Source organism: Paenibacillus harenae (assembly GCF_030812415.1).
GTDB lineage: Bacteria > Bacillota > Bacilli > Paenibacillales > Paenibacillaceae > Pristimantibacillus > Pristimantibacillus harenae_A.
In genome coordinates, this window is record NZ_JAUSST010000005.1 from 480,453 (window position 1) to 502,277 (window position 21,825).

The window sequence follows — 21,825 nt, forward strand, 5'->3', positions numbered from 1 at the left end:
CTTTGTTCACGCTACGTGAGTTGCGTGCACAAGGCAACAAAGGCGGGTGAATCAAATGGCAAAAGGTATGCGCGATATTAAACGCGAGATTAAGAGCAAACAAAATACGAAGCAGATCACGAAAGCGATGGAGATGGTCGCGGCTTCCAAGCTGAGAAAAGCACAAGAAGCGGCGACAGCGTCCCGTCCTTACGCGGATAAGCTGAAGGAAGTTGTAGCAAGCATCGCAGCCGGCACGAAGGATGTAAAGCATCCGATGCTCGAGACGCGTCCTATCAAGAAAACGGGTTACCTCGTTATTACTTCGGACCGCGGTCTTGCAGGCGGCTACAACTCCAATATCCTTCGTAAAGTAACGCAAACGATTCGCGAAAATCATAAATCCACTGACGAATATGTATTGTTCGTTATCGGACGCAAAGGCCGAGACTTCTTCCGCCGCCGCAATATGCCGATCGTCGAAGAAGTGATCGGTTTGCCCGATGCGCCTACTTTCGCAGACATTAAGTCGATCGCGTATTCTGCAGTGAAGAACTTCGCTGATGGTACGTACGACGAGCTTCACCTGTATTACAACGAATTCGTCAATGCGATTACGCAAGTGCCGACAGCAGTTCGCTTGCTGCCGCTGGAAGATGTGAGCGGCAAAGGTTCTGTTGCATCGTACGAATACGAGCCATCGGCTGAAGGCGTGCTCGAAGTGCTGCTGCCTAAATATGCGGAAACGCTTATTTACAGCGCGGTATTGGACGGCAAAGCCAGTGAGTTCGGCGCTCGTATGACGGCAATGGGCAGCGCAACGAAGAACGCGAACAAAATGATTAACCAATTGACTCTTACGTACAACCGTGCGCGTCAAGCGGCGATCACGCAAGAAATTTCCGAGATCGTTGCAGGAGCGAACGCTCAATCGTAACTATATATTGCACTGTCACTGCAGGGCGCTTGCGATAAGCGATACTTGGGTGCAGTAACAAGAAGGAACCAGGAGGGAAAACCATGAAAAAAGGACACGTTGTATCCGTCATGGGTCCGGTCGTAGACTTAGAGTTCGAACGCGGCAATCTGCCGGAAATTTTGAACGCTGTCAAAATCGAGCAAAAAGGCGAAGCAGGCGGCATCGATATTAATCTGACGCTTGAAGTAGCTGTTCACCTCGGTGACAATAAGGTACGTGCCGTAGCTATGAGTACGACTGACGGTCTAGTACGCGGTATGGTTGCTGTCGATACTGGCGCAGCTATCACAATCCCGGTTGGAGCGGCAACGCTTGGCCGTGTATTCAACGTACTTGGCCAACCAATTGACGAAGCTGGGGACGTAACATCGGCAATCAACCTGCCAATTCACCGTCCGGCTCCTGCTTTCGATGAATTGTCCACGCAAGCGGAAATTCTTGAAACAGGCATTAAAGTAATCGACCTTCTCGCACCATACGCAAAAGGCGGTAAAATCGGCCTCTTCGGCGGCGCGGGCGTAGGTAAAACGGTTACGATCCAAGAATTGATCAACAACATCGCGCAAGAGCATGGCGGTATCTCCGTATTCGCAGGTGTAGGCGAACGTACTCGTGAGGGTAACGACTTGTACCATGAGATGAAGGATTCCGGCGTTCTTAGCAAAACAGCGATGGTATTCGGTCAAATGAACGAGCCTCCAGGCGCACGTCAACGTGTTGCTTTGACGGGTCTGACAATGGCCGAGTACTTCCGTGATGAGGAAGGCAAAGACGTTCTTCTGTTCGTCGACAACATCTTCCGTTTCACGCAAGCAGGCTCCGAGGTTTCGGCCCTTCTAGGCCGTATGCCATCCGCCGTAGGTTACCAGCCAACGCTGGCAACTGAAATGGGTCAATTGCAAGAGCGTATCACGTCGACGAAAAAAGGCTCGGTTACATCGATCCAAGCGATCTACGTACCTGCCGATGACTACACGGATCCGGCTCCTGCAACGACGTTTGCCCACTTGGACGCAACGACGAACTTGGAGCGTAAAATCTCCGAAATGGGTATCTTCCCGGCGGTTGATCCGCTCGCGTCGTCTTCCCGTATCCTTAGCCCGGGCGTTCTGGGCGAAGAGCATTACAACGTAGCTCAAGGCGTTAAGAAAATTCTTCAGCGCTACAAAGAGCTTCAAGATATTATCGCAATCCTCGGTATGGACGAGCTGAGCGAAGAAGACAAATTGACCGTTGCTCGCGCACGGAGAATTCAACTCTTCCTGTCCCAACCGTTCCACGTTGCCGAACCGTTCACAGGCACACCGGGTAAATACGTTCCTGTTAAAGAATCCGTTCGCAGCTTCAAAGAAATTCTCGAAGGCAAGCATGATGACCTTCCGGAAGAAGCTTTCCGTTATGTAGGTGTAATCGAAGAGGCCGTCGAGAAAGCCAAAACGCTGCAATAGTAGCGAAAGGCGGGAGGAATCCACATGAGTACCTTTCTGGTAGAAATAGTGACTCCGGAGCGTAAAGTATACGCGGAGACTGCGAACATGGTAAGCGTAACGGGCGTAGAAGGCGAGCTCGGCATTTTGCCGAACCACATTCCCCTTGTAACGCCGCTTCGCATCGCTCCCGTAACGATCAAGCGCGAAGGCAATAAAGTCGATATCGTAGCGGTTAACGGCGGGTTTATCGAAGTACGCAAGGATAAGATCGTTATTCTTGCCGAAAGCGCCGAGCTGGCTACGGATATCAATATCGAACGTGCGGAAGCTGCCAAGCAGCGCGCGCAACAACGTCTGGCTGCCAATAAGCGTGACGAGGTCGACTACCGCCGCGCAGAGCTCGCTCTGCAACGCGCGATGAACCGTCTGACCATTATGCAGAAGTAAGCAAATAGAGAAAGCACTGCGATAGCCCTCTGGGCTTTAGCAGTGCTTTTTTTTATGGTTGCTTTTAAGTTATAACAGGAATAACTCCAATTATTTTCTGTGGAGCATGTGTTCGAATCCGGCATAAAGGGCCCCCCCCTGTTAATTCTGGACGGGTTTGTGCTAGAAAAAAATTATTGACTTTGATAATGAGAATCTTTATCATAGTGAAAGTGGTAAGAGAGATTATCAATATGGGGGAATGATGGGGAATGAAACGATTGAAACTAATGAGCTTAATGCTGGCTGCAATGGTCGTATTTCTGGCTGCTTGCGGAGGTAACGGAAATAAAGGCATTACGGACAATGAAAGTGCAACTAATACAGAACAAGCTAACCATACAGCTACAAATGCACCTACTGCGGAGGATGATACCGTACGTACGATTAAGCACGTGCTCGGCGAGACAGAAATCAAGGGAACACCGAAGAAGGTTGTCGTTCTGGAATGGACATATGCCGAGGATCTGTTGGCGCTTGGCGTTCAACCGGCTGGCGTGACGGATATCGAGAACTACAACGTCTGGTACGGCTATTTGGAACAGAAGCTGAATGCTGACGTAGTCGATCTTGGATCGCGTCAAGAACCGAGCTTGGAGACGATCACGAGTCTTGCGCCTGACCTTATTATCGGCGTTCAAACCCGCCATGAAGCGATCTACGACCAACTGAAAGCAATCGCGCCGACACTGATCTTCAACCCATTTCCAGCTGAAGGAGGAGTTGACCAGTACACCGAGATGGAAGAGACATTCCTCGCGATCGGTGAAGCTCTTAACAAGAAAACGGAGGCTGAGAGCGTATTGGCTGACCTGCACGCGTCTTACGTGGAATCGAAGAGCAAGCTTGCCGCTGCCGGCAAAGAAGGACAATCGATCGTCCTGACGCAAGCATGGAGCACGGACGGTGTAGCGACATTCCGCTTGTTCACGGATAATTCGATGGCGATGTCGATTATGGGCAAAATCGGACTGAAAAACGCTCACAAGGATGAGACGTTCCAAATGTACGGCTACTCGGAAGGCTCGCTGGAAGTGTTGACGAAGGATGAGACGAAGCAAGCTAGCCTGCTGTATACAATTAGCCCTGGAGATACAATCTTCAGCGAATTGCTTCCTAAAAACGATGTATACAACAATCTTCCGTTCGTTAAAGAAAACCGCCTTTACAACCTAGACGGCATCTGGCCATTCGGCGGCCCGTTATCGGCAGAGCTTCTAGCAAACAAAGTAACTGACCTGCTTGCCAAATGAGCCATCAAGCCGTAACGAAGAAGCATAAGCAACAAACGATGAAGAGCCCTGTGCTGCTAGCGGCAGCCGGGCTCCTTCTGCTTGCGGTGCTGTCTGCCGTCCACCTGACGCAGGGAGAAGCCGATCTCCCGCTTAAGACTACCATTACCGCCTTATTCTCATTCGATCCGCAGATGGAGCATGAGATTCTATGGACGCTGCGATTTCCACGTACGTTGATCGGTATACTTGTAGGAGGCGCATTGGCCGTTGCGGGCGCATTGCTTCAGAACGCTACGCGCAATCCGCTCGCGTCGGCGGCTACGCTAGGCATTAATGCAGGTGCGTTTTTTGTGCTTACCATTTGTACGATCTTCTTTCCCGTGCTGGCTCATTCTTACCCATTCCTATTGACTTGCGCTGGCGGAGCAGCTGCTGCGCTTCTTGCCTTTACGATGGCTGGAGGAGCGAAGGCTTCTCCGGCTCGCCTAGCCTTGTCAGGCATGATCGTCACAATGGCGCTTAGTTCGGGCGTCGCAGCACTGCAGTTGTTCTTCGAGCAGAAGACGATGGGATTGTTTCTGTGGGGCTCTGGCTCCTTGGTGCAGAACGGTTGGGGCGGCGTGCAGCATGCGTGGCCTTGGATAATAGGCGGCGTGCTGTTAGCCTGCTTATTGGCAGGCAAGTGGGATCTCATGGAGATGGATGAGGATACGATCACCTCTCTTGGCCAAAAGGCATGGAAGCTTCGATTCTCCGGTATCGCAATAGCGGTCGTGTTGGCTGCTATTGCCGTCAGTGTTGTTGGCCCGATCGGTTTCGTCGGGCTCATCGCCCCGCATCTGATGCGGATGCTCGGTGCGAAGGGACATATTGCCTTGCTCCCAACATCGTTCATCTGGGGAGCGGTTATCGTCATTGCGTCCGATACGGCCGCTATGCAGTTCAGACATTCGCTCGGTCCAATGCCGGCGGGTGCTGTAACGGCCTTGATCGGCGGCCCATGGCTCGTATGGTTGGTCCTTCGGACGGTTAAAGCAAAGCGCGAGGGTGCGCCACAGGCTACCTCCGCGTCGTCAGTCAAGCTTGCGCGCGTTCCTTACGCCGCATGGGTTGCGGGCGCATTCGTTCTGCTGGCGGCAGCGGTTGTCGCGAGCTTGGCTTTCGGCAGCTTGCGAATTCCTGTCGGCGATGTCTTATTGGCCTTATTCGGCAATGGCGATGAGCAGGTCAAACGACTGGCAATCGATATGAGGCTGCCGCGCACGTTGGTTGCCGCGCTTGCCGGCGCTACCTTAGCGGTTAGCGGTCTGCTGCTGCAGGGCATCGTACGCAATCCGCTTGCCGATCCTTCCATTATTGGCGTGACGGCAGGCGCTAGCGTTGGCGCGATGCTGCTTATGGCCGTATTCACCGGCCTGTCGGTTCAGTGGTTGCCTGCCGGAGCGTTTATCGGGGCGGTATGCGCCTCGGCGCTTGTGTTCCTATTAGGCAGAAAGAGCGGATTTCAACCTGCAATCGTTGCTTTGCTGGGACTTGGCGTATCGGCGGCAGGCAGCGCCATCGTGCAAATTCTGGTCATCCGGATGAAGATGACCGTCGCGACGACGCTGGTCTGGCTTGCGGGCACGACCTATGCACGGACTTGGGATGATTTCTGGCAATTAGTCTACTGGCCGTTAATCCTATTGCCGGTAGCTTGGCTGCTGGCACGAAGGATCGATATTTTACAATTCACGGATACGACTGTAACCAATCTGGGTTTGAAGGCGGATCGCGCCAGATTGCTGATCGGGGGGTTAGGCGTGGCGCTTGCCGCTGCGGCTGTATCGGTCGTAGGCTCAATTGGTTTTATCGGATTGATAGCGCCTCATATCACGAGAATGCTCGTAGGCCCGCATTATCGCAAGCTCGTTCCGCTCACCGCCCTTCTGGGCGCCGTGCTGCTCGTGCTCGCCGATACGGTCGGACGATCCGTACTTGCGCCGAAAGAAATTCCGTCGGGACTGATCGCGGCCCTTATTGGAGCTCCTTACTTCATGTGGCTGATGTGGCAGGCTAACCGAAAGAAAAGCAGCTAATTCCATTTAATATTCGTGTTTACGACATATTTTAAGAATATTTATCAAAAAAAGGGCTTTAATTGACGAAAAAGCTAATCTTCTGCATGAAATATCCTACAACCTATGTTAATATAGTTAACATTAGTAGGAGATAGAGAAGAGCAGGAGGAGAAGGTCATGTTCGATTGGTTAGGGATGAAAGTTGGGTTTCCGCTCTGGATTTCTTGGCAATTAAATAAAGATTTGAAGGAAGATGTCGAGCAGAGCTTCGAGGGGATTGCAGAGACGCGGAAGGAGCTTCTATCTTCGTGGGCGATGGAGAACTGGGATCAGCTCGATCAACTGGCGGGTCAATTAAAGGCTGTGTTTGCGGGAAGCGGAGGTAAGCTATCCGAAGCAGACCCGTCATCCATCGAACGTTTGCTAGAACGTACGTATGGCCGCGCCATCGATATGACGGAGCTCTTTCTTATGGATGACCAGCACACGGTGATCTATTCCACGCATGCCGGTCATGTCGGAAATGTGTATCGCCCGGGCAGCGCGATTTATAATGGCTTGGTCTATGCGACGCAGGACGGCAGCCCGCGGAAATGCTTGTTCGGGCCGTACAGCGATCCGATCACGCTGGGGCTTGGCGCGCGTTCTTCCTCCTTCCACGATAAAATGACGCTGCTGTTCATTTGCCCGTTCACGGCGGAAGGCGGCGCTTCGGTTACCCTTTGCGCGCGCGTGCCGAACGATGTCATCGGCGACTTAATTCAGCGCGAATCGGGCCACGTCTACCCGGACTCGGGAGACAACTATATTTTCATGGCCGAGCCGGGTCTTAACCGGCAGATCGTCCCGGGTACGGCATTGTCGCGCAGCCGGTTCGAGGATCGGACGTTCACGCATGGCGAGAACCTGAAGGATGGCGTTACGACAGACTGGGGAACGGTATCGATCAAGGAGCATACGGAGCTTGAGCTGATATTTACCGATCCGGCGACGGGACAACTGCATCCGGGAGTTGCGAATACGATTCGGAATGGCAGCAATCTGTTCGTTCAGTTTCCGGGTTATTCGGATTACCGTCATATCTCCGTAATCGGCAAAGGCGTAACGTTCCAGCTGCCGCATTGCCCGGATAGGTGGGGCATGATGTGCGAAGGCGATTTGGAAGAGGTGTACCGGATTCGCAGCATTGGCTGGAGACAGCGCAAAATTCAATGGGGCTCAACGCTCGTGCTTAGCATTTTGTCGGCGCTTCTTATCGGGTTTATCGCTTCATCGGTATCGCCTTGGGTCGCAGCTGCAGCGATATTCGCATTTACGCTCGTGTTCGGGGTTCTATTTACCGGAATCGTCCAGCGCAAGGAAGCGGGCAGAGTCGTAGGGCATTTGCGCAAAGTGAATTCCTTTATCCGGATGAACGCGGAAGGAAAGGGCGACCTGACGCAACGTCTCGATCTATCGGTGTTCGACAATGACGAATCGAAGGAACTGGCGAAGTGGATCAACAATATGATCGACTCGCTCGAAGGCGTTATGCTGCAAGTCAAGCTGGCCGCGGCGGATGTGCTGTCCAGCCAGCATGTGCTTAACGAGTCGGCGGCTATTACGGCGGAGTCGACCGAGCGGGTGAGCGGGAAAGTAAGCGATATGATCGGAAGCATACGATTGCAGTTGAAGGATATCGATACGGCTAAGGATACCGCTGGCGACATGCGTTCGACGCTAAGGCTGCTTGAAGAGCAAGCTGCGGAGCAAATCGCGGTAGCGAAGTCCGAGGTCGATCGGATCGGCGATAAAATGAACCATATTTCGGCCAAGGTCGGCCAAACGAACGAGACGATTCATCGGTTCATGGAAACGGTACAAGAGATAAGGGGCGTGCTGCAAGTCATCGAGGAGATCTCTTCGCAGACGAATTTGCTGGCGCTGAACGCTTCGATCGAGGCAGCCCGCGTCGGCGAGCAAGGCAGAGGCTTCGCGGTAGTCGCAGCCGAAATTCGCAAGCTGGCCGATATGACGAAGAAATCGACGGAAGAGGTTCATACGATTACTCATCATATCTATGAGGAAGCGAAGCAAGCCTATGCGTCCATGGATGAAGGGACTCGGGTCGTAGAGGAAGGGACGGAGCTTGTCGCGACTGCCGCCAGTACGCTCGCTGCCGCTCATGCCGAAGACGTGCGGAAGACGCAGGTCGTTGACGAGGTTGTCGAGCTGATGGAGAAGATCGCGCTTGTCAGCCGCGAGAATCGCAGAGTGTCATCCGATGTAGAGGGCAAGGTGAAAGAGCTTATAGGCGAGATGACCAATGTTCGCCAAACCTCTCAAAGCGTGGAGTCGATTACGACGCTGCTGCAGCAATTGGTCGGACAGTTCAAGCTGACCGAATCAAGAATCAGATAAACGAATCATAAACATACGAAGTTGCTGAATAGAGCCGCAAGTGCCGTTTTTCGTAAACGGGCTTGCGGTTTTTTTGTCGAAACTAGCATGTACATAAAAATGGAATGCAAGAGGCACTCTAATCCTAAGGCGGAAAGAGAGGGGGCAAGGGTGTAATGTCGGGACGTATGACGCAAGGCAGACGCAAAAGCGGCGGAACAGATGAGAAGAGGCTTCCCAAAGCGGTGAAGCATGAAACGGAGCAATTGAAAAGAATAGAGGAGATGCCCCTTACCGCCTCGGTGAAGCAAAATATGGAGATGTGCAAAAAAGAGCTCGGAGAAAGTCCGGATATCATCTATCGCGAATTGGAATTAAATAACGGCGATAATACGCCAATCCTGCTTATTTATGTCCAAGGGATGATTGACGATGAGCGGATGAATGAATTCGTCATTCAGCCGTTGCACCGGGATCGGTACGACGTCGAGTCGCAGGCGCAAGATATGACGATGCTTAAGTGGATGGAGAAGAAGCTGCTGGCAACCGGTATTGCAGTGGAAGTGAAGGATTGGAAGTTGATATACCAGAAGCTGTTCCTGGGTTACTGCATCATAATGGTGGAGGGAGTTGCGCGAGCGATAGCCGCCAATGTTGTCGGAGGACCGCGCCGGGGCATTGAAGAGCCGAAGACCGAGATGGTTATACGCGGTCCGCGCGAAGGCTTCACGGAATCGGTGCGCGCGAATACGGCGATGCTGCGAAGGAAGATTCGCAGTCCGAGGCTTTGGATGGAGCAAGTGACGATTGGAGATTTGACGCAAACGCCAGTCAGCTTCATGTACATAAAAGGTCTTGCCGGCGAAGACGTTATCGATGATTTGCGTGAGCGGCTGAAATCAATCGAGATTGACGGCATATTGGAATCCGGATATATCGAGGAACTAATCGGCGACCAGAAGTGGACGCCGTTCCCTACCGTGATGAGCAACGAACGGCCGGATGTGATAGCGGCCAACTTGCTGGAGGGCCGGGTTGCGGTGCTTGTCGACGGCACGCCTTTCGTACTTGTCGTGCCGGCAACGCTCAACGTATTTTTCCAATCGGCAGAGGATTACTATCAGCGGTTCGACATTGCGACGTTTCTGCGTTTGTTGCGGTTCGTATCGTTTTTTATTGCTCTCCTGATGCCGTCTGTTTATGTGGCCATTATTGGCTATCATCAAGAGATGATACCGACGCAGCTGCTTCTGAAGCTGGCGGCTCAGCGGGAAGGCGTACCGTTTCCTGCCTATTTGGAGGCTTTCATTATGGAGCTTGTATTCGAAATATTGCGCGAGGCGGTCGTGCGCATGCCAAGCGCTGCGGGTAATACCATCTCGATAGTAGGCGGTCTCGTCATCGGACAATCCGTCGTAGAGGCCGGTATCGTGTCCCCGGCGGTCGTAATTGTCGTTTCGTTCACGGCGATTGCCAGCTTCGTCTCGCCGAATTACAGTCTTGGCATCGCCGCGCGGTTGTTGCGTTTCTTCCTGCTGCTCGCCGCATCAACGCTTGGTTTCTACGGTATCGCGCTCGTCACGCTGTTCATTCTGCTGCATCTTTCCAATATTAGATCGTTCGGCGTACCTTACATGACGCCGTTTGCGCCATTCGTAGGCCCCGATCTGAAGGATACGTTCGTTCGTGCCCCATTATGGTTGATGAAGGAGCGCCCGCAGCGGATCAAGTCCGATAATAAGGTACGGCAGCAGGTAGACCCGGAGCTTCGGAAGGAGCCGGGGCAATGATCGCAAACCGAATCCGGGCTTGGGTGCAAAGAGCAGGAGTAGGCGGGGGCGGAGGGCTTGCGCGGTTAATCTGCGTAATCTGCATGCTTCTGCTACTAAGCGGTTGCTGGGACTTGCGATATTTGGATAAGCTTGGCGTTGTTTACGCGGTCGGGATTGATCCTGATCCGTCAGGCAAGCAGGAATTGCAGCTAACCGTTCAAGTTGTACTGCCGCAGAACGTTGCATCGGAGAGCAAGGGCAGCGGAGGCGGGCCGACCGTGACGACGTTCACAGAAACGGGGGATACCGTATTCGAGGCGATTCGCAAAATGTCGACGAAGACGTCGCGTCGGCTTTTTTTCTCCCATACTCAAATGCTCATCATTAGCGAAGCCATGGCACGCCGGGGCGTCTATCCGCTTGTTGATCTCATCGAGAGGAATCCCGATATTCGGACCGATATGCAGATTGCCCTAACGCGCGGAACGAGCGCCCGCAAGCTGCTCCAGACGACGACGCAGATGGAATCGATCCCGGTCAATCAGCTTCGTGAAATGATCGAGGTGAACGAGGAAGCGTATGCTACCAATTACGCTACATATGTAAAGGATATTACAAGATTGGCGGGTAAGGGGGGAGAGCAAGGCGTTATACCTTCCTTGCGCATCGAGGGAGACAAGTCGGCAGGCAATAAGGCGGACAACATAACTAGCATTCCTGCGGAAGCAGTGCCGTCACTTGCATCGATGGGTGTGCTTAAGGACGGCAAGCTCGTTGGTTTCCTTACGTCGAAGCAATCTCGGGGTCTTGCATGGTTGAAGGACAAAGTGAAGAACACAGTCGTCAAAGTAGCCTGCCCGGAGTCGGAGGGCTACCTGACTGTAGAAGTGCAAAACGCAAAGCGTTTATACAAAGTGAAGCAGAGTGGGGATGGCAAGCCGATCATCGAGGCCGAACTGCTGCTTACGGGAGGCATACAGGAAATCATGTGCCCAGGCGTCAAGGTGATGGAAGAGAGCGTGCTGGAACAAATAGGCGAGTTGGCAAGCCAAACGGTTAAGTCCGAAGCGGAGGAGGCGATTCGCGTTCTGCAGAAGGATATTCGCTCGGATGCGCTCGGTTGGGGCAAAGAAATCTATATGCATAAGCCATCGTTATGGAAGCGGGTAGAAGCGGAGTGGGACACTGAATTTTCGAGCGTTCAGTCGAACATTAGGTGCAAGACGAAAATTTCCAGTTCAGGCATAAGAAGCGAATCTATCGTGGAATGAGTGGTCGGGATGCTGCCTTTAATAGCGGCTATGCTTATGACGGCGGGAATAGGCGCTTTCATATGGATACGCAACGGTATTCGTAAACAATACAAGGAGCGGGGCTGGGCGATGTTTATTTTGTTGATTGGCGCGCTACTCATTGCGGGGATGATGCTAGGATTACCGATACCTAATCCTTTGGATATGATTATGGCCATATTTAAGCCGGTATATAAACCGTTAATCGCTTGGATCGAGAAGGGGTGAGCATAACGTGGGAAAAACGGCAGGCTTGAACAACTCGCTAATAACTTCCGGGCAAGCGGCGAAGATACTTTTCATGTTCGCGATGGGAAGTTCGACGCTCATCCTTCCTACGGCTGTTGCAGCCATCGCCAAGCAGGACAGCTGGTTGTCGTTTCTGATAGCCGGCCCGATCAACTACTTCGTGCTGATGATCTACTTGGCGCTTAACGATCGATTCCCCCGAATGTCGTTTACCCAATACGCTCAGAAGCTGATCGGCGTTTGGGCAGGCAAAGCGCTAAGCCTGACCTATATCTTCTTTTATCTGATATTAAGCGCTCTTGTGCTGCGGAATATATCGGATTTTCTGGGATTGTCGGTATTGCCTCAAACGCCGGGGTGGTTCATTAACAGCACCTTCATGATCGTAGTGGGGTACGGGGTGTTTTTGGGCATTGAAACCATTGCGCGAACGGGTGAAATATTGTTCACCTGGGGTCTTATTATCATCTTCGTCGTATTGGTCTTGCTCTCCAATCAATTCAATTTCCATAATTTTGAGCCTATATTGTATCAAGGGCTGATGAGTCCGATTAAAGGCAGCTATCCGATCATCGGCTTCCCGATCGCCGAATTCGTGTTTTTTACATCGATACTCCCCCTCATAACCAAGCAGGGCAAGCCGAAACTGCGCAAGGATCTCAAGCTGGTGATCGTATGCCTGACATTTGCGAGTACAGTGATGACTGTTTTCCTGATTGGCGTTATGGGGGTGAGCGAGGTAAGCCGAAGCCCTTTCTCTGTGTACGATATGGCCAAGTATATCAATATAGAGGAGATTGTGGTAAGGGTCGAAATTTTGGTGGCGATCGTGTGGATCGGCACTGTATTCATGAAGCTCGTACTGTGCGTGTATGCGCTCACGGTAACGACTGCGCAGGTGCTCGGTCTGAATACGTATCGGCCGCTGGTCATGCCGTACTCGGTCATTATCGTACCGCTGTCGATTTTCATCTATCGGAATGTCGCCCATACGAAGGAAGTAGCCGCAGGGGTGTGGACTTTATATTCATCCGTTCAAGGTATCCTATTCCCGCTCATCCTGCTCTTTATCGCCGTCCTAACCGGCAAACGGGATTCCGAGTACGGAATCTTCCCTTCTCCTGAAAACACGGACGGAAAGAACGCCAAAGACAGCCCGCCGGCGGAGCAAGCGGAAGCTCGCAAGGCAGAGTCGGAAGCCGAACAATCCGAGCGAACGGAGCCGGAGCAGTCGGGAGAGGGACAGACGGAGCAGGAGCAATCGCCTCCGAAGCCAGCGGGAGGGCAGAAGTCGGGGCAGCAATCGGCGGCTTCGAGCGACTCGCAGCAATCGCCCCGGGACCAATCCGACGGTTCGCCACCATCCGACATGGGGGATCAATCCGCGTCGCAAACCGGCCAATCGGAGGAGTAACTCCGTCATAGACGGTTGTGGAAGCATTTGTTATAATTGTGATGGAAAAATGACCAAGCGGCACATGTCCGCGCCAAACCAACGGACGGAGGCGACCCGAGTGGAAAACTACGCCAACAACTATGTCGTGGTGGCAATTTTCATCGTACTGGGCATTTTGCTCCCGGTTGCGGCTTTGACTATCGGAAGGCTGCTTCGGCCCCATAAGCCGACGGAGCTTAAGAAAACGACGTACGAGAGCGGCAATGAACCCGTGGGTGAAGGTCAGGTCAGATTCAATATCCGTTACTATTTATTTGCGTTGATGTTTGTCATCTTTGATGTCGAAACCGTTTTCTTATATCCATGGGCCGTTGCTTACAATAAGCTCGGCCTCTTTGTGCTGGTGGAAATGATCATATTTGCGGGAATGCTGCTTGTCGGACTTCTATATGCTTGGAAGAAGAAGGTGCTGAAATGGAATTCAGTTTAGAATCAATTTCACTCGATGAACGCAAAGAGCTGGAACGCAACGTATTTATGGGAACATTGGAGCAATTGAAGGCATGGGCGCGGAGCAACTCGTTATGGCCGCTCACGTTCGGCCTTGCGTGCTGCGCGATCGAAATGATGGGAACGGGCGCGTCGCATTACGATCTTGACCGCTTCGGCGTCATGTTCCGGACGTCGCCGCGCCAGTCCGACGTCATGATCGTCGCGGGCACGGTAACGAAGAAGATGGGTCCGCTGCTTCGCCGGCTGTACGACCAGATGCCGGAGCCGAAGTGGGTCATCGCGATGGGCTCTTGCGCGACGGCAGGAGGGCCGTACGTGAAGTCTTACGCTGTCATCAAGGGAGTCGACCAGATCGTGCCCGTCGACGTCTACATTCCGGGCTGTCCGCCGAATCCGGCCGCGCTTATCTACGGGATTAATCGGCTGCAAGAGAAGATCCGTTACGAGGCGAAGACCGGGAAGCGGGTGACGGGACGATGAGCGAGGAGCAGGAGAAGAAGGATAAGCCGGAGGAAGCGCCTGCGGTCGATCCGGAGCGCGAGGCGAAGCTGAAGGCGGCGGCGGAAGCGCGCGCGGCGCGCCAAGCTGCGAAGGAGAAGGCGGAAGCCGAGGCTGCGGAGGCCGCTTCCCCCGAGCCGAAGCCGCCATCGCCGAAGCAGCCGCAGCCCGATCGGCTCGTCGCTCTCGTGCGGCAAGCGGCGGGGGACGACGCGATCATGGAGTCGTACTTGAACGAGCTAAACGGCGATATGCCAACGCTTGTCATACATAACAAGCACTGGCGGAGCATAGCATCGATGCTGAAGGAGCATGACGAGCTGCGCTTCAATTATTTGCGCAACGTATCGGGCGTCGATTATGAGACGCATATGGAAGTTGTGTATCACATGATCTCGCTGGAAAGCAAACAAGAGGCGGCGATCAAGGTGCGGACCGAGAGGGATGCCGCATCGGTGTACTCCGCAACGCCGGTCTGGGCGACGGCGAATTGGAACGAACGCGAAATCTACGATTTGCTGGGCATAGACTTCCCGGGACATCCCGACTTGCGGCGCATCATGATGCCGGATGATTGGGTCGGGCACCCGCTTCGCAAAGATTACGAGCCGCTGGATTCGGAGGTGTAACCGCCTATGATTCGTACAGAAGAGCTGTTATTGAACGTAGGTCCGCAGCATCCGAGCACGCATGGCGTATTCCGAATCGTCGTTAAGCTTGACGGCGAGGTCATTACGGAAGCGACGCCGGTTATGGGCTACTTGCACCGCGGCACCGAGAAAATCGCGGAAAATTTGAATTTTACGCAGATCATCCCTTATACGGACCGGATGGACTACGTGTCGGCGATGACGAACAACTATGTGCTCGTTCATGCCGTCGAGACGATGATGGGGCTCGAGATTCCGCTGCGCGCGGAATTTATGCGGCTCATTGTCATGGAGATGCAGCGCGTAGCAAGCCACCTTGTCTGGTGGGGCACGTACCTGCTCGATATTGGGGCGATGAGCCCGTTTCTCTATGCGTTTCGCGACCGTGAAATCATCATTGATCTGTTCAATGAGCTATGCGGTGCAAGATTGACCTACAATTACATGCGCGTCGGGGGCGTCAAGTGGGATGCGCCTCCGGGCTGGATGGACAAAGTGCGCGACTTCATTCCGTATATGGAGAAGAAGCTGCAGGAATACGACAAGCTCGTCAGCGGCAATGAAATTTTTCTCGCGCGGATCAAGGGCATCGGGCAATACGATGCGGCGACCGCGATCGATTACGGATTGTCGGGAGCGAATCTTCGCTGCACCGGCGTCGATTGGGATTTGCGCAAGGCGGAGCCTTACAGCTTGTACGATCGCTTCGAATTCGACGTGCCGCTCGGCACGAGAGGCGATTGCTACGATCGATATCGCATCCGGCTGGAGGAAATTAAACAAAGCCTTCGCATCTTGAAGCAAGCGGTGGAGCAATTTCCGCAAGGCGGCGAGACGATGGGCAAAGTGCCGCGCGCCATAAGGCCGCCAGCCGGCGAAGTGTATGTGCGCATCGAATCGCCCCGCGGCGAGATCGGCTGCCATATCGTCTCCAAGGGCAAGGCCGAGCCATACCGGCTTAAGTTCCGCCGTCCTTCCTTCGTCAATCTGCAATTGCTGCCCAAGCTGCTTGTCGGGGAGACGATGACCAATCTCATCACGATACTGGGCGGCGTCGACATTGTCGTCGGGGAGGTCGATTGCTAATGGGAGCATGGCTAAGCGAGCCGCTTACTTGGGGCAATGCCCTCGTAATGTTCCTATGGGGTGTCGTATTCTTAGGAATCGTACTTGGCTTCGTAACGTATGCGATCTACTTCGAGCGTAAAGTCATCGGGTGGATGCAGCTTCGCATCGGGCCGAATCGGGTCGGTCCGTTCGGCTTGTTCCAGACGGTAGCCGACATTTTGAAGCTTCTCGTTAAGGAGGACACGATTCCCCGCAAGGCTGACCGGTTTCTATTCATTCTTGCGCCTGCGCTTGCTTATGTGCCGGCCTTCTCCGTGCTTGTAGTGCTTCCTTATACGCAAAATTTATATTTTGCCGATCTGAACGTCGGCTTGCTCTATTACGTGGCATTGTCGGGCATATCGACGCTTGCCATCGTCATTGGCGGCTGGGCCTCCAATAACAAGTATGCCTTGCTGGGAGGCATGCGTTCCGCCGCGCAGATGATCAGCTACGAGGTGCCGCTTGTCATTTCGGTCGTCGGCGTCATCCTGCTGAGCGGCAGCCTCAACCTGCGGGATATTGTAGAAGCCCAGGCTGGCGGCTGGTTCTGGAACTGGAATTTCCTGCCGCAGATCATCGGCTTCGTCGTCTTCATCATCGCGGCCGTCTCCGAGCTGAACCGGACGCCCTTCGACTTGCCGGAGGCCGAATCCGAGCTGGTAGCCGGCTATCATGTCGAATACAGCGGCTTCCGCTTCGCTTTCTTCATGCTTTCGGAGTATGTATACGTGTATGCCATTGCGGCGCTTACGACGGTGTTGTTCCTCGGAGGATGGCATGCGCCTGCGCCGTTCCTCGATTTTGTGCCGGGCATCCTCTGGTTTTTGCTCAAGTTCGCCTGTATCGTTTTTTTCCTGTTCTGGATTCGGGCGACGTTCCCGAGGATCCGCGTCGATCAACTGATGGGACTCGGCTGGAAGGTGCTGCTGCCGGTATCGCTGCTTAACGTTTTTTTGACCGCTGTATACCTGGAGCTGTTCATCAAAAATTAAGAGGGGGAATAGGCAATGAACGGAATGCTGAAGGGCCTTGGCGTTACGCTTAAATCAATGACAGCCCCAAAAGTAACGACTTCCTATCCCGACGTACCGATTAACATGCCCGATCGCTTTCGCGGCATCCAGCATTTCATCCCGGACTTGTGCATCGTATGCAACCAATGCGCTCGCATTTGTCCAACGGATTGCATCACGCTTACGGGCAAGCCGAATCCCGATCCGGAGAAGAAGGGCAAAGTGATCGATACGTTCGACTTGAATTTCGAAATATGCATTTTGTGCGACTTGTGCACGGAGGTATGTCCGACCGAAGCGATTGTGATGACCAATCACTTCGAGCTGTCGGCTTTCAGCCGCGACGATCTGTTCAAGGACGTGCAGTGGCTGACCGATAACAATACGCTCGTTCGCGAAGATAACAACAATATCGGAGCGCCGGCCAAAGGGGGCGCCAAGTAATTGTTTACAATTGATTTTACTGGAGAGTACGCCGCTTTCTTTCTATTCTCCGCGATTATGATTTGCGGCGCCGTGCTAATGATCATGCTGGAGAAGGTCGTCCATATGGTCGTCTCGATGGCAGCGGTCTTCCTCGGACTTGCAGGCATGTTCGTACTGCTGGAGGCGGAGTTCGTCGCATTCGTGCAGGTGCTGATCTATGCGGGAGCGATCTCGATACTGATGATCTTCGGCATTATGATGACGAAGCACCAGCAGGCGGAGCAAGCGCCGGTAAAGCCGCTCAAGGAGACGCTTGCGATTATCGGCTCGCTGAGTCTGTTCGGACTGTTGTTCTATGCGATCCGCCGGACGACCTTCCCCGAGCCGCTGCCCTTTCAACCGGGCGAAGACAATACGATGGCTATCGGCATGACGCTGTATACGGGCTATATGATTCCGTTCGAGCTGCTCTCGGTGCTGCTGACGGTAGCCTTCATCGGCGCGATCGTGATGGCCAAGAAGGAGGCGGATTAATACGATGCTTCCCTCCTATTTGACGATGGCTGCCATCTTGTTCTGCATCGGGCTGTACGGGGCTTTGGTGAAGCGGAACGCGGTCATCGTTTTGCTGTCGATCGAGCTGATGCTGAATGCGGTCAATCTGAACTTGGTCGCCTTCTCGAAATACGGCGTCGTTCCGGCGCTTACCGGACAGATCTTCTCCTTGTTTACGATTACGGTGGCGGCTGCGGAGGCGGCTGTAGGCGTCGCGATCCTGATCGCGTTGTTCCGCTCGCGGGGAACGGTGCAAGTGGATGAATACGACGAAATGAAGAGGTGACGTAAGCAAATGGAAATATATACGAAGGCGGCTTGGATCATTCCGCTGCTTCCACTGGCAGCGTTCCTCCTTCTGACGGCGCTTGGCAGAAGCTACCGGCGAGCGGGAGTCTTGATCGGAACTGCGGGCGCGCTGGCAGCGTTTCTGCTGTCGCTGCTCGTGCTTATCGGCAGGCTCGGCGAAACGGCAGTCGATTACAGCAAAGCGTTCGATTGGATTACGATCGGCGATTATACGCTTCGCATCGGCTTCGAGGTTACGAATCTGACTTCCATGATGCTGGTCGTCGTGACGCTCGTGAGCCTTCTGGTCAACATCTACTCGGCAGGTTATATGAAGAGCGATGAGCGGATCACTGTTTTTTATGGATATGTATCGTTGTTTACGTTCTCGATGCTCGGACTTGTTCTATCGGATAATCTCTTATCGCTCTATATATTCTGGGAGCTCGTTGGCGTGTGCTCGTTCTTGCTGGTCGGCTTCTGGTATGCGAGGCCTGCAGCGAAGGCGGCTGCCAAGAAGGCGTTCATCGTGACGCGGATCGGCGATGCCGGGCTGTTAGTCGCCATTCTGCTGCTCTTCTGGTACATGCCGGATCATCGTTTGGAGTTTACGATGATCCAAAGCGTCTTCGATGGACCGTCAGGCGCGATAACGACCGAGTTATCTACGTTGATTGCTTTGCTCATTTTCTTGGGGGCGGTTGGCAAGTCGGGCCAATTCCCGCTCCATGTCTGGCTGCCCGACGCGATGGAAGGCCCGACGCCGATTAGCGCCTTGATCCATGCGGCGACAATGGTGGCGGCCGGCGTATTTCTCATTGCCAGAACGTATGATATCTTTCTCGATTCGGCGGCAGCGATGCAAACCGTCGCCTATATCGGAGGCTTCACGGCTATCTTCGCCGCGACGATCGCGCTTGCGCAGAACGATATTAAGCGCATATTGGCTTATTCAACGGTAAGTCAGCTTGGGTATATGATGATGGCGCTGGGCTTAGGCTCGCTCACCGGCGGCATCTTCCATCTGTTCACGCACGCTTTCTTCAAAGCGCTGCTGTTCCTTGGAGCGGGCAGCATTATCCATGCGGTACATACGCAGAACATTCAAGAAATGGGCGGTCTAGGCTCGAAGATGCGCGTAACCGCCTGGACGTTCGGCATCGGGGCGCTGGCTCTCTCCGGCATTCCGCCGTTATCCGGCTTCTGGTCGAAGGATCTTATATTGTCGGTCGCCTTGCAGGAGAATAAGCTGCTCTTCATCGTAGGTGTAGCGGCGGCGTTCTGTACGGCGCTATATATGGCGAGACTGTTCTTCCTCGTATTCATGGGCAAACCTCGATCTTCATTGGGCGGAGCGCATGAATCGCCATCCGTCATGACGATTCCGCTTATGGTGCTCGCAGCGCTTGCCGTCGTTGCCGGATTCGTGGAGACGCCGTGGAACGGGGCGCTTGGTTCATGGCTAAGCGGCGGCATTGCCGAGGAAGCGCATAGCAGCGGCATTGCGATTATCGCCTCTATCGCCGTTGGCGTATTGGGGATTTACTTGGGATGGTTGATCTACGTGAAGGGAAGCGTAAGCCGCAGTATCGTTTCTGACAAAGCGCCATGGCTCGTGATGCTGCTCGAACGCAAGTATTTTATCGATGAGTGTTACGAGCGGATCCTTGTAAAGCCGCTTAAGGGGCTGGGTACGCTGCTTATGGCGCTGGATAGCTATGTGATCGGCGGTGCGGTGCGCCTCGTGTCAGCGGCTGCCGATTCGGCAGGCAAAGCGGCAGTGCGGCTGCAGAACGGCCAAGTACAGACGTATGGCATTGCGGCTCTCTTAGGGCTTGTCGTCATTGTGCTCGCTATCGTCGGAAGGAGGTTCTGGTCATGAGCATCCTGCCCGACATACCGATCCTCTCTTTTATATTGTTGTCACCGCTGCTAGGGCTGCTCGTCATCCTGTTCCTGCCCAAGCATAGCGGGAATTTACTGAAGACGGCGGCTGTCATCGCAACGCTCATCCCGCTTGCCCTGTCGTTGTGGCTTTATGCCGATTACGACAAGCAGCAGAGCGGTGCCGTCTACGAGGAGCAGCTTGACTGGGTTGAAGTGCCTCTCAACAAGGAGCTTCATTCGGACGTTAGCGCCTTTACGTTCAAACTTCAGTATGAGCTCGGGGTAGACGGTCTTTCTTTACCGCTTCTTTTGCTAACAGGTCTCGTTACGGCAATGGCTGCGCTGGGAGCCTTCCACGTGAAAAAACGATGGAAAGCGTTCTTCGTCTGGTTTCTGCTGCTGGAGTTCGCGATGCTTGGCGTATTTCTCGCCCGCGATGTGTTCCTGTTCTTCGTATTCTTCGAGCTGACGCTGGTTGCGATGTATTTCCTAATCGGCATCTGGGGTTTTTACAACCGGGAGCGGGCAGCGAACCAGTTCTTGATCTACAACGGTCTCGGCTCGGCGATTATGTTAATCGCCTTCGTCATCCTCGTGAATACGGCCGGCTTCCGCGTCGAACAAATCGGAGAGCAGGTCCAGTACGTCTATAGCGGGAGCTATGCGGATATCATTCGCAACATGACCGATGCGGGGGCAATGGTCAATCAACCTGCCGTTAACGAGATGGGGGCGCTGAATCCTTTTGTCATGTCGGATACGATGCACCGGACGTTATTCATTATGTTGCTCGTTGCCTTCGGCATTAAGCTTCCGATCTTCCCGTTCCATACTTGGATGCTGAAGGTGCATGCGGAAGCGCCGCCGGCAGTCGTGATGATCCACTCGGGCATACTGCTTAAGATGGGCGCCTACGGCTTGCTCCGCTTCGGCTTGCTTTTATTCCCCGAACAGGCGAAATCATGGGCGGCCGTTCTCGCCGTGCTTGGCGTCATTAATATCTTATACGGAGCCGTGCTCGCCTTCAGACAAATGGAGCTAAGGCTCGTACTCGCGTATTCCTCGATGAGCCATATGGGCATCGTATTGCTCGGCTTGGCGGCGTTTAACGAAATCGGGCTGCAGGGCGCTATATTCCAGCTTGTATCGCATGGACTTATATCGGCATTGTTGTTTCTGATCGTAGGAAGCTTGTACGAACGAACGGGGACGACGGAGCTAACGGAGCTGGGAGGACTGGCGCGTTCGCTTCCTTTCACGAGCGGGGCGTTGCTGGCTGCGGGACTGGCATCGCTTGGATTGCCCGGGTTATCGGGCTTCGTGGGCGAGCTGCTGGCGCTGCTTGGGCTGTTCGAGTCGATGAGATGGCTCGCCGCTATTGCGGTTCTCGGCGTTATTTTGACGGCGGTTTACGTACTAAGAAGCGTTCTGAAAATAACGTTCGGTCCGCTGCCGGACAAATACGCCGCGCTCAAGGATGCCCGTCTGATCGAAGCCGTACCGATGATCGTTTTGCTTGCTTTCATCGTGCTGCTAGGCTGCTACCCGTCCCTATTGACCGATACGGTGCAATACAGCATCGGCGACGTATTCGCGCAATTACTTGCTACAAGGGCGGGGGGATAGAC

Annotated in this window: 20 protein-coding genes; all 20 read left to right on the forward strand. The window is 53.7% G+C overall.

The window, feature by feature from the left end:
* Nucleotides 1-55 precede the first annotated feature (55 nt).
* Nucleotides 56-916, forward strand: a complete 861-nt coding sequence (gene atpG / locus J2T14_RS20310; RefSeq protein ID WP_307204796.1) for an ATP synthase F1 subunit gamma — start codon at nucleotides 56-58, stop codon at nucleotides 914-916.
* A gap of 83 nt (nucleotides 917-999) precedes the next feature.
* On the forward strand, nucleotides 1,000-2,406 hold the full coding sequence (gene atpD, locus J2T14_RS20315) for a F0F1 ATP synthase subunit beta (RefSeq protein WP_307204797.1): 1,407 nt from the start codon (nucleotides 1,000-1,002) through the stop codon (nucleotides 2,404-2,406).
* A gap of 24 nt (nucleotides 2,407-2,430) precedes the next feature.
* Nucleotides 2,431-2,835, forward strand: coding sequence for a F0F1 ATP synthase subunit epsilon (locus tag J2T14_RS20320; protein WP_307204798.1), 405 nt, complete (start codon nucleotides 2,431-2,433; stop codon nucleotides 2,833-2,835).
* 251 nt (nucleotides 2,836-3,086) lie between these two features.
* On the forward strand, nucleotides 3,087-4,127 hold the full coding sequence (locus J2T14_RS20325; RefSeq protein ID WP_307473635.1) for an ABC transporter substrate-binding protein: 1,041 nt from the start codon (nucleotides 3,087-3,089) through the stop codon (nucleotides 4,125-4,127).
* Complete coding sequence (fhuB, locus tag J2T14_RS20330; protein WP_307473637.1) at nucleotides 4,124-6,187, forward strand: Fe(3+)-hydroxamate ABC transporter permease FhuB; 2,064 nt, start codon at nucleotides 4,124-4,126, stop codon at nucleotides 6,185-6,187. Before J2T14_RS20325 ends, fhuB begins: the two co-directional genes overlap by 4 nt.
* A gap of 159 nt (nucleotides 6,188-6,346) precedes the next feature.
* Nucleotides 6,347-8,569: a methyl-accepting chemotaxis protein gene (locus J2T14_RS20335; protein WP_307473639.1), complete on the forward strand. Its 2,223-nt coding sequence runs from the start codon at nucleotides 6,347-6,349 to the stop codon at nucleotides 8,567-8,569.
* A gap of 155 nt (nucleotides 8,570-8,724) precedes the next feature.
* Nucleotides 8,725-10,338, forward strand: coding sequence for a spore germination protein (locus J2T14_RS20340; protein ID WP_307473641.1), 1,614 nt, complete (start codon nucleotides 8,725-8,727; stop codon nucleotides 10,336-10,338).
* Nucleotides 10,335-11,591: a Ger(x)C family spore germination protein gene (locus tag J2T14_RS20345; protein WP_307473644.1), complete on the forward strand. Its 1,257-nt coding sequence runs from the start codon at nucleotides 10,335-10,337 to the stop codon at nucleotides 11,589-11,591. The genes J2T14_RS20340 and J2T14_RS20345 overlap by 4 nt, the downstream gene beginning before the upstream one ends.
* A gap of 9 nt (nucleotides 11,592-11,600) precedes the next feature.
* On the forward strand, nucleotides 11,601-11,840 hold the full coding sequence (locus tag J2T14_RS20350; RefSeq protein WP_307204804.1) for a hypothetical protein: 240 nt from the start codon (nucleotides 11,601-11,603) through the stop codon (nucleotides 11,838-11,840).
* A 7-nt stretch (nucleotides 11,841-11,847) separates the two neighbouring features.
* The gene (locus J2T14_RS20355; RefSeq protein ID WP_307473646.1) at nucleotides 11,848-13,275 is read left to right on the forward strand and encodes a GerAB/ArcD/ProY family transporter; all 1,428 of its coding nucleotides are present in this window, start codon (nucleotides 11,848-11,850) and stop codon (nucleotides 13,273-13,275) included.
* 64 nt (nucleotides 13,276-13,339) lie between these two features.
* Entirely contained in the window at nucleotides 13,340-13,747 is a 408-nt protein-coding gene (locus J2T14_RS20360; protein ID WP_307473865.1) for an NADH-quinone oxidoreductase subunit A, read from the forward strand.
* Nucleotides 13,732-14,250, forward strand: a complete 519-nt coding sequence (locus J2T14_RS20365; protein ID WP_307204808.1) for a NuoB/complex I 20 kDa subunit family protein — start codon at nucleotides 13,732-13,734, stop codon at nucleotides 14,248-14,250. Before J2T14_RS20360 ends, J2T14_RS20365 begins: the two co-directional genes overlap by 16 nt.
* A complete protein-coding gene (locus tag J2T14_RS20370; RefSeq protein WP_307473647.1) occupies nucleotides 14,247-14,897 on the forward strand; it encodes an NADH-quinone oxidoreductase subunit C in 651 nt (216 codons plus the stop codon). Before J2T14_RS20365 ends, J2T14_RS20370 begins: the two co-directional genes overlap by 4 nt.
* Before the next feature lie 6 nt (nucleotides 14,898-14,903).
* Entirely contained in the window at nucleotides 14,904-16,004 is a 1,101-nt protein-coding gene (locus J2T14_RS20375; protein ID WP_307204810.1) for an NADH-quinone oxidoreductase subunit D, read from the forward strand.
* Nucleotides 16,004-17,020, forward strand: a complete 1,017-nt coding sequence (gene nuoH / locus J2T14_RS20380) for an NADH-quinone oxidoreductase subunit NuoH (protein WP_307204811.1) — start codon at nucleotides 16,004-16,006, stop codon at nucleotides 17,018-17,020. Before J2T14_RS20375 ends, nuoH begins: the two co-directional genes overlap by 1 nt.
* Nucleotides 17,021-17,035: 15 nt before the next feature.
* Nucleotides 17,036-17,485, forward strand: coding sequence for an NADH-quinone oxidoreductase subunit NuoI (nuoI, locus tag J2T14_RS20385; protein WP_307204812.1), 450 nt, complete (start codon nucleotides 17,036-17,038; stop codon nucleotides 17,483-17,485).
* Nucleotides 17,486-18,001, forward strand: a complete 516-nt coding sequence (locus J2T14_RS20390; RefSeq protein ID WP_307473650.1) for an NADH-quinone oxidoreductase subunit J — start codon at nucleotides 17,486-17,488, stop codon at nucleotides 17,999-18,001.
* A 4-nt stretch (nucleotides 18,002-18,005) separates the two neighbouring features.
* Nucleotides 18,006-18,308: an NADH-quinone oxidoreductase subunit NuoK gene (gene nuoK / locus J2T14_RS20395; protein ID WP_373458177.1), complete on the forward strand. Its 303-nt coding sequence runs from the start codon at nucleotides 18,006-18,008 to the stop codon at nucleotides 18,306-18,308.
* 9 nt (nucleotides 18,309-18,317) lie between these two features.
* Complete coding sequence (gene nuoL, locus J2T14_RS20400; RefSeq protein ID WP_307473652.1) at nucleotides 18,318-20,192, forward strand: NADH-quinone oxidoreductase subunit L; 1,875 nt, start codon at nucleotides 18,318-18,320, stop codon at nucleotides 20,190-20,192.
* On the forward strand, nucleotides 20,189-21,823 hold the full coding sequence (locus J2T14_RS20405; RefSeq protein ID WP_307473654.1) for a complex I subunit 4 family protein: 1,635 nt from the start codon (nucleotides 20,189-20,191) through the stop codon (nucleotides 21,821-21,823). The genes nuoL and J2T14_RS20405 overlap by 4 nt, the downstream gene beginning before the upstream one ends.
* Nucleotides 21,824-21,825 lie beyond the last annotated feature (2 nt).

Excerpts from the sequence above, each read along its gene's own strand:
- atpG (WP_307204796.1), top strand. The coding sequence starts at position 56 with ATGGCAAAAGGTATGCGCGATATTAAACGCGAGATTAAGAGCAAACAA.
- atpD (WP_307204797.1), top strand. The coding sequence starts at position 1,000 with ATGAAAAAAGGACACGTTGTATCCGTCATGGGTCCGGTCGTAGACTTA.
- J2T14_RS20320 (WP_307204798.1), top strand. The coding sequence starts at position 2,431 with ATGAGTACCTTTCTGGTAGAAATAGTGACTCCGGAGCGTAAAGTATAC.
- J2T14_RS20325 (WP_307473635.1), top strand. The coding sequence starts at position 3,087 with ATGAAACGATTGAAACTAATGAGCTTAATGCTGGCTGCAATGGTCGTA.
- fhuB (WP_307473637.1), top strand. The coding sequence starts at position 4,124 with ATGAGCCATCAAGCCGTAACGAAGAAGCATAAGCAACAAACGATGAAG.
- J2T14_RS20335 (WP_307473639.1), top strand. The coding sequence starts at position 6,347 with ATGTTCGATTGGTTAGGGATGAAAGTTGGGTTTCCGCTCTGGATTTCT.
- J2T14_RS20340 (WP_307473641.1), top strand. The coding sequence starts at position 8,725 with ATGTCGGGACGTATGACGCAAGGCAGACGCAAAAGCGGCGGAACAGAT.
- J2T14_RS20345 (WP_307473644.1), top strand. The coding sequence starts at position 10,335 with ATGATCGCAAACCGAATCCGGGCTTGGGTGCAAAGAGCAGGAGTAGGC.
- J2T14_RS20350 (WP_307204804.1), top strand. The coding sequence starts at position 11,601 with ATGCTGCCTTTAATAGCGGCTATGCTTATGACGGCGGGAATAGGCGCT.
- J2T14_RS20360 (WP_307473865.1), top strand. The coding sequence starts at position 13,340 with ATGTCCGCGCCAAACCAACGGACGGAGGCGACCCGAGTGGAAAACTAC.
- J2T14_RS20365 (WP_307204808.1), top strand. The coding sequence starts at position 13,732 with ATGGAATTCAGTTTAGAATCAATTTCACTCGATGAACGCAAAGAGCTG.
- J2T14_RS20370 (WP_307473647.1), top strand. The coding sequence starts at position 14,247 with ATGAGCGAGGAGCAGGAGAAGAAGGATAAGCCGGAGGAAGCGCCTGCG.
- J2T14_RS20375 (WP_307204810.1), top strand. The coding sequence starts at position 14,904 with ATGATTCGTACAGAAGAGCTGTTATTGAACGTAGGTCCGCAGCATCCG.
- nuoH (WP_307204811.1), top strand. The coding sequence starts at position 16,004 with ATGGGAGCATGGCTAAGCGAGCCGCTTACTTGGGGCAATGCCCTCGTA.
- nuoI (WP_307204812.1), top strand. The coding sequence starts at position 17,036 with ATGAACGGAATGCTGAAGGGCCTTGGCGTTACGCTTAAATCAATGACA.
- nuoK (WP_373458177.1), top strand. The coding sequence starts at position 18,006 with ATGCTTCCCTCCTATTTGACGATGGCTGCCATCTTGTTCTGCATCGGG.
- nuoL (WP_307473652.1), top strand. The coding sequence starts at position 18,318 with ATGGAAATATATACGAAGGCGGCTTGGATCATTCCGCTGCTTCCACTG.
- J2T14_RS20405 (WP_307473654.1), top strand. The coding sequence starts at position 20,189 with ATGAGCATCCTGCCCGACATACCGATCCTCTCTTTTATATTGTTGTCA.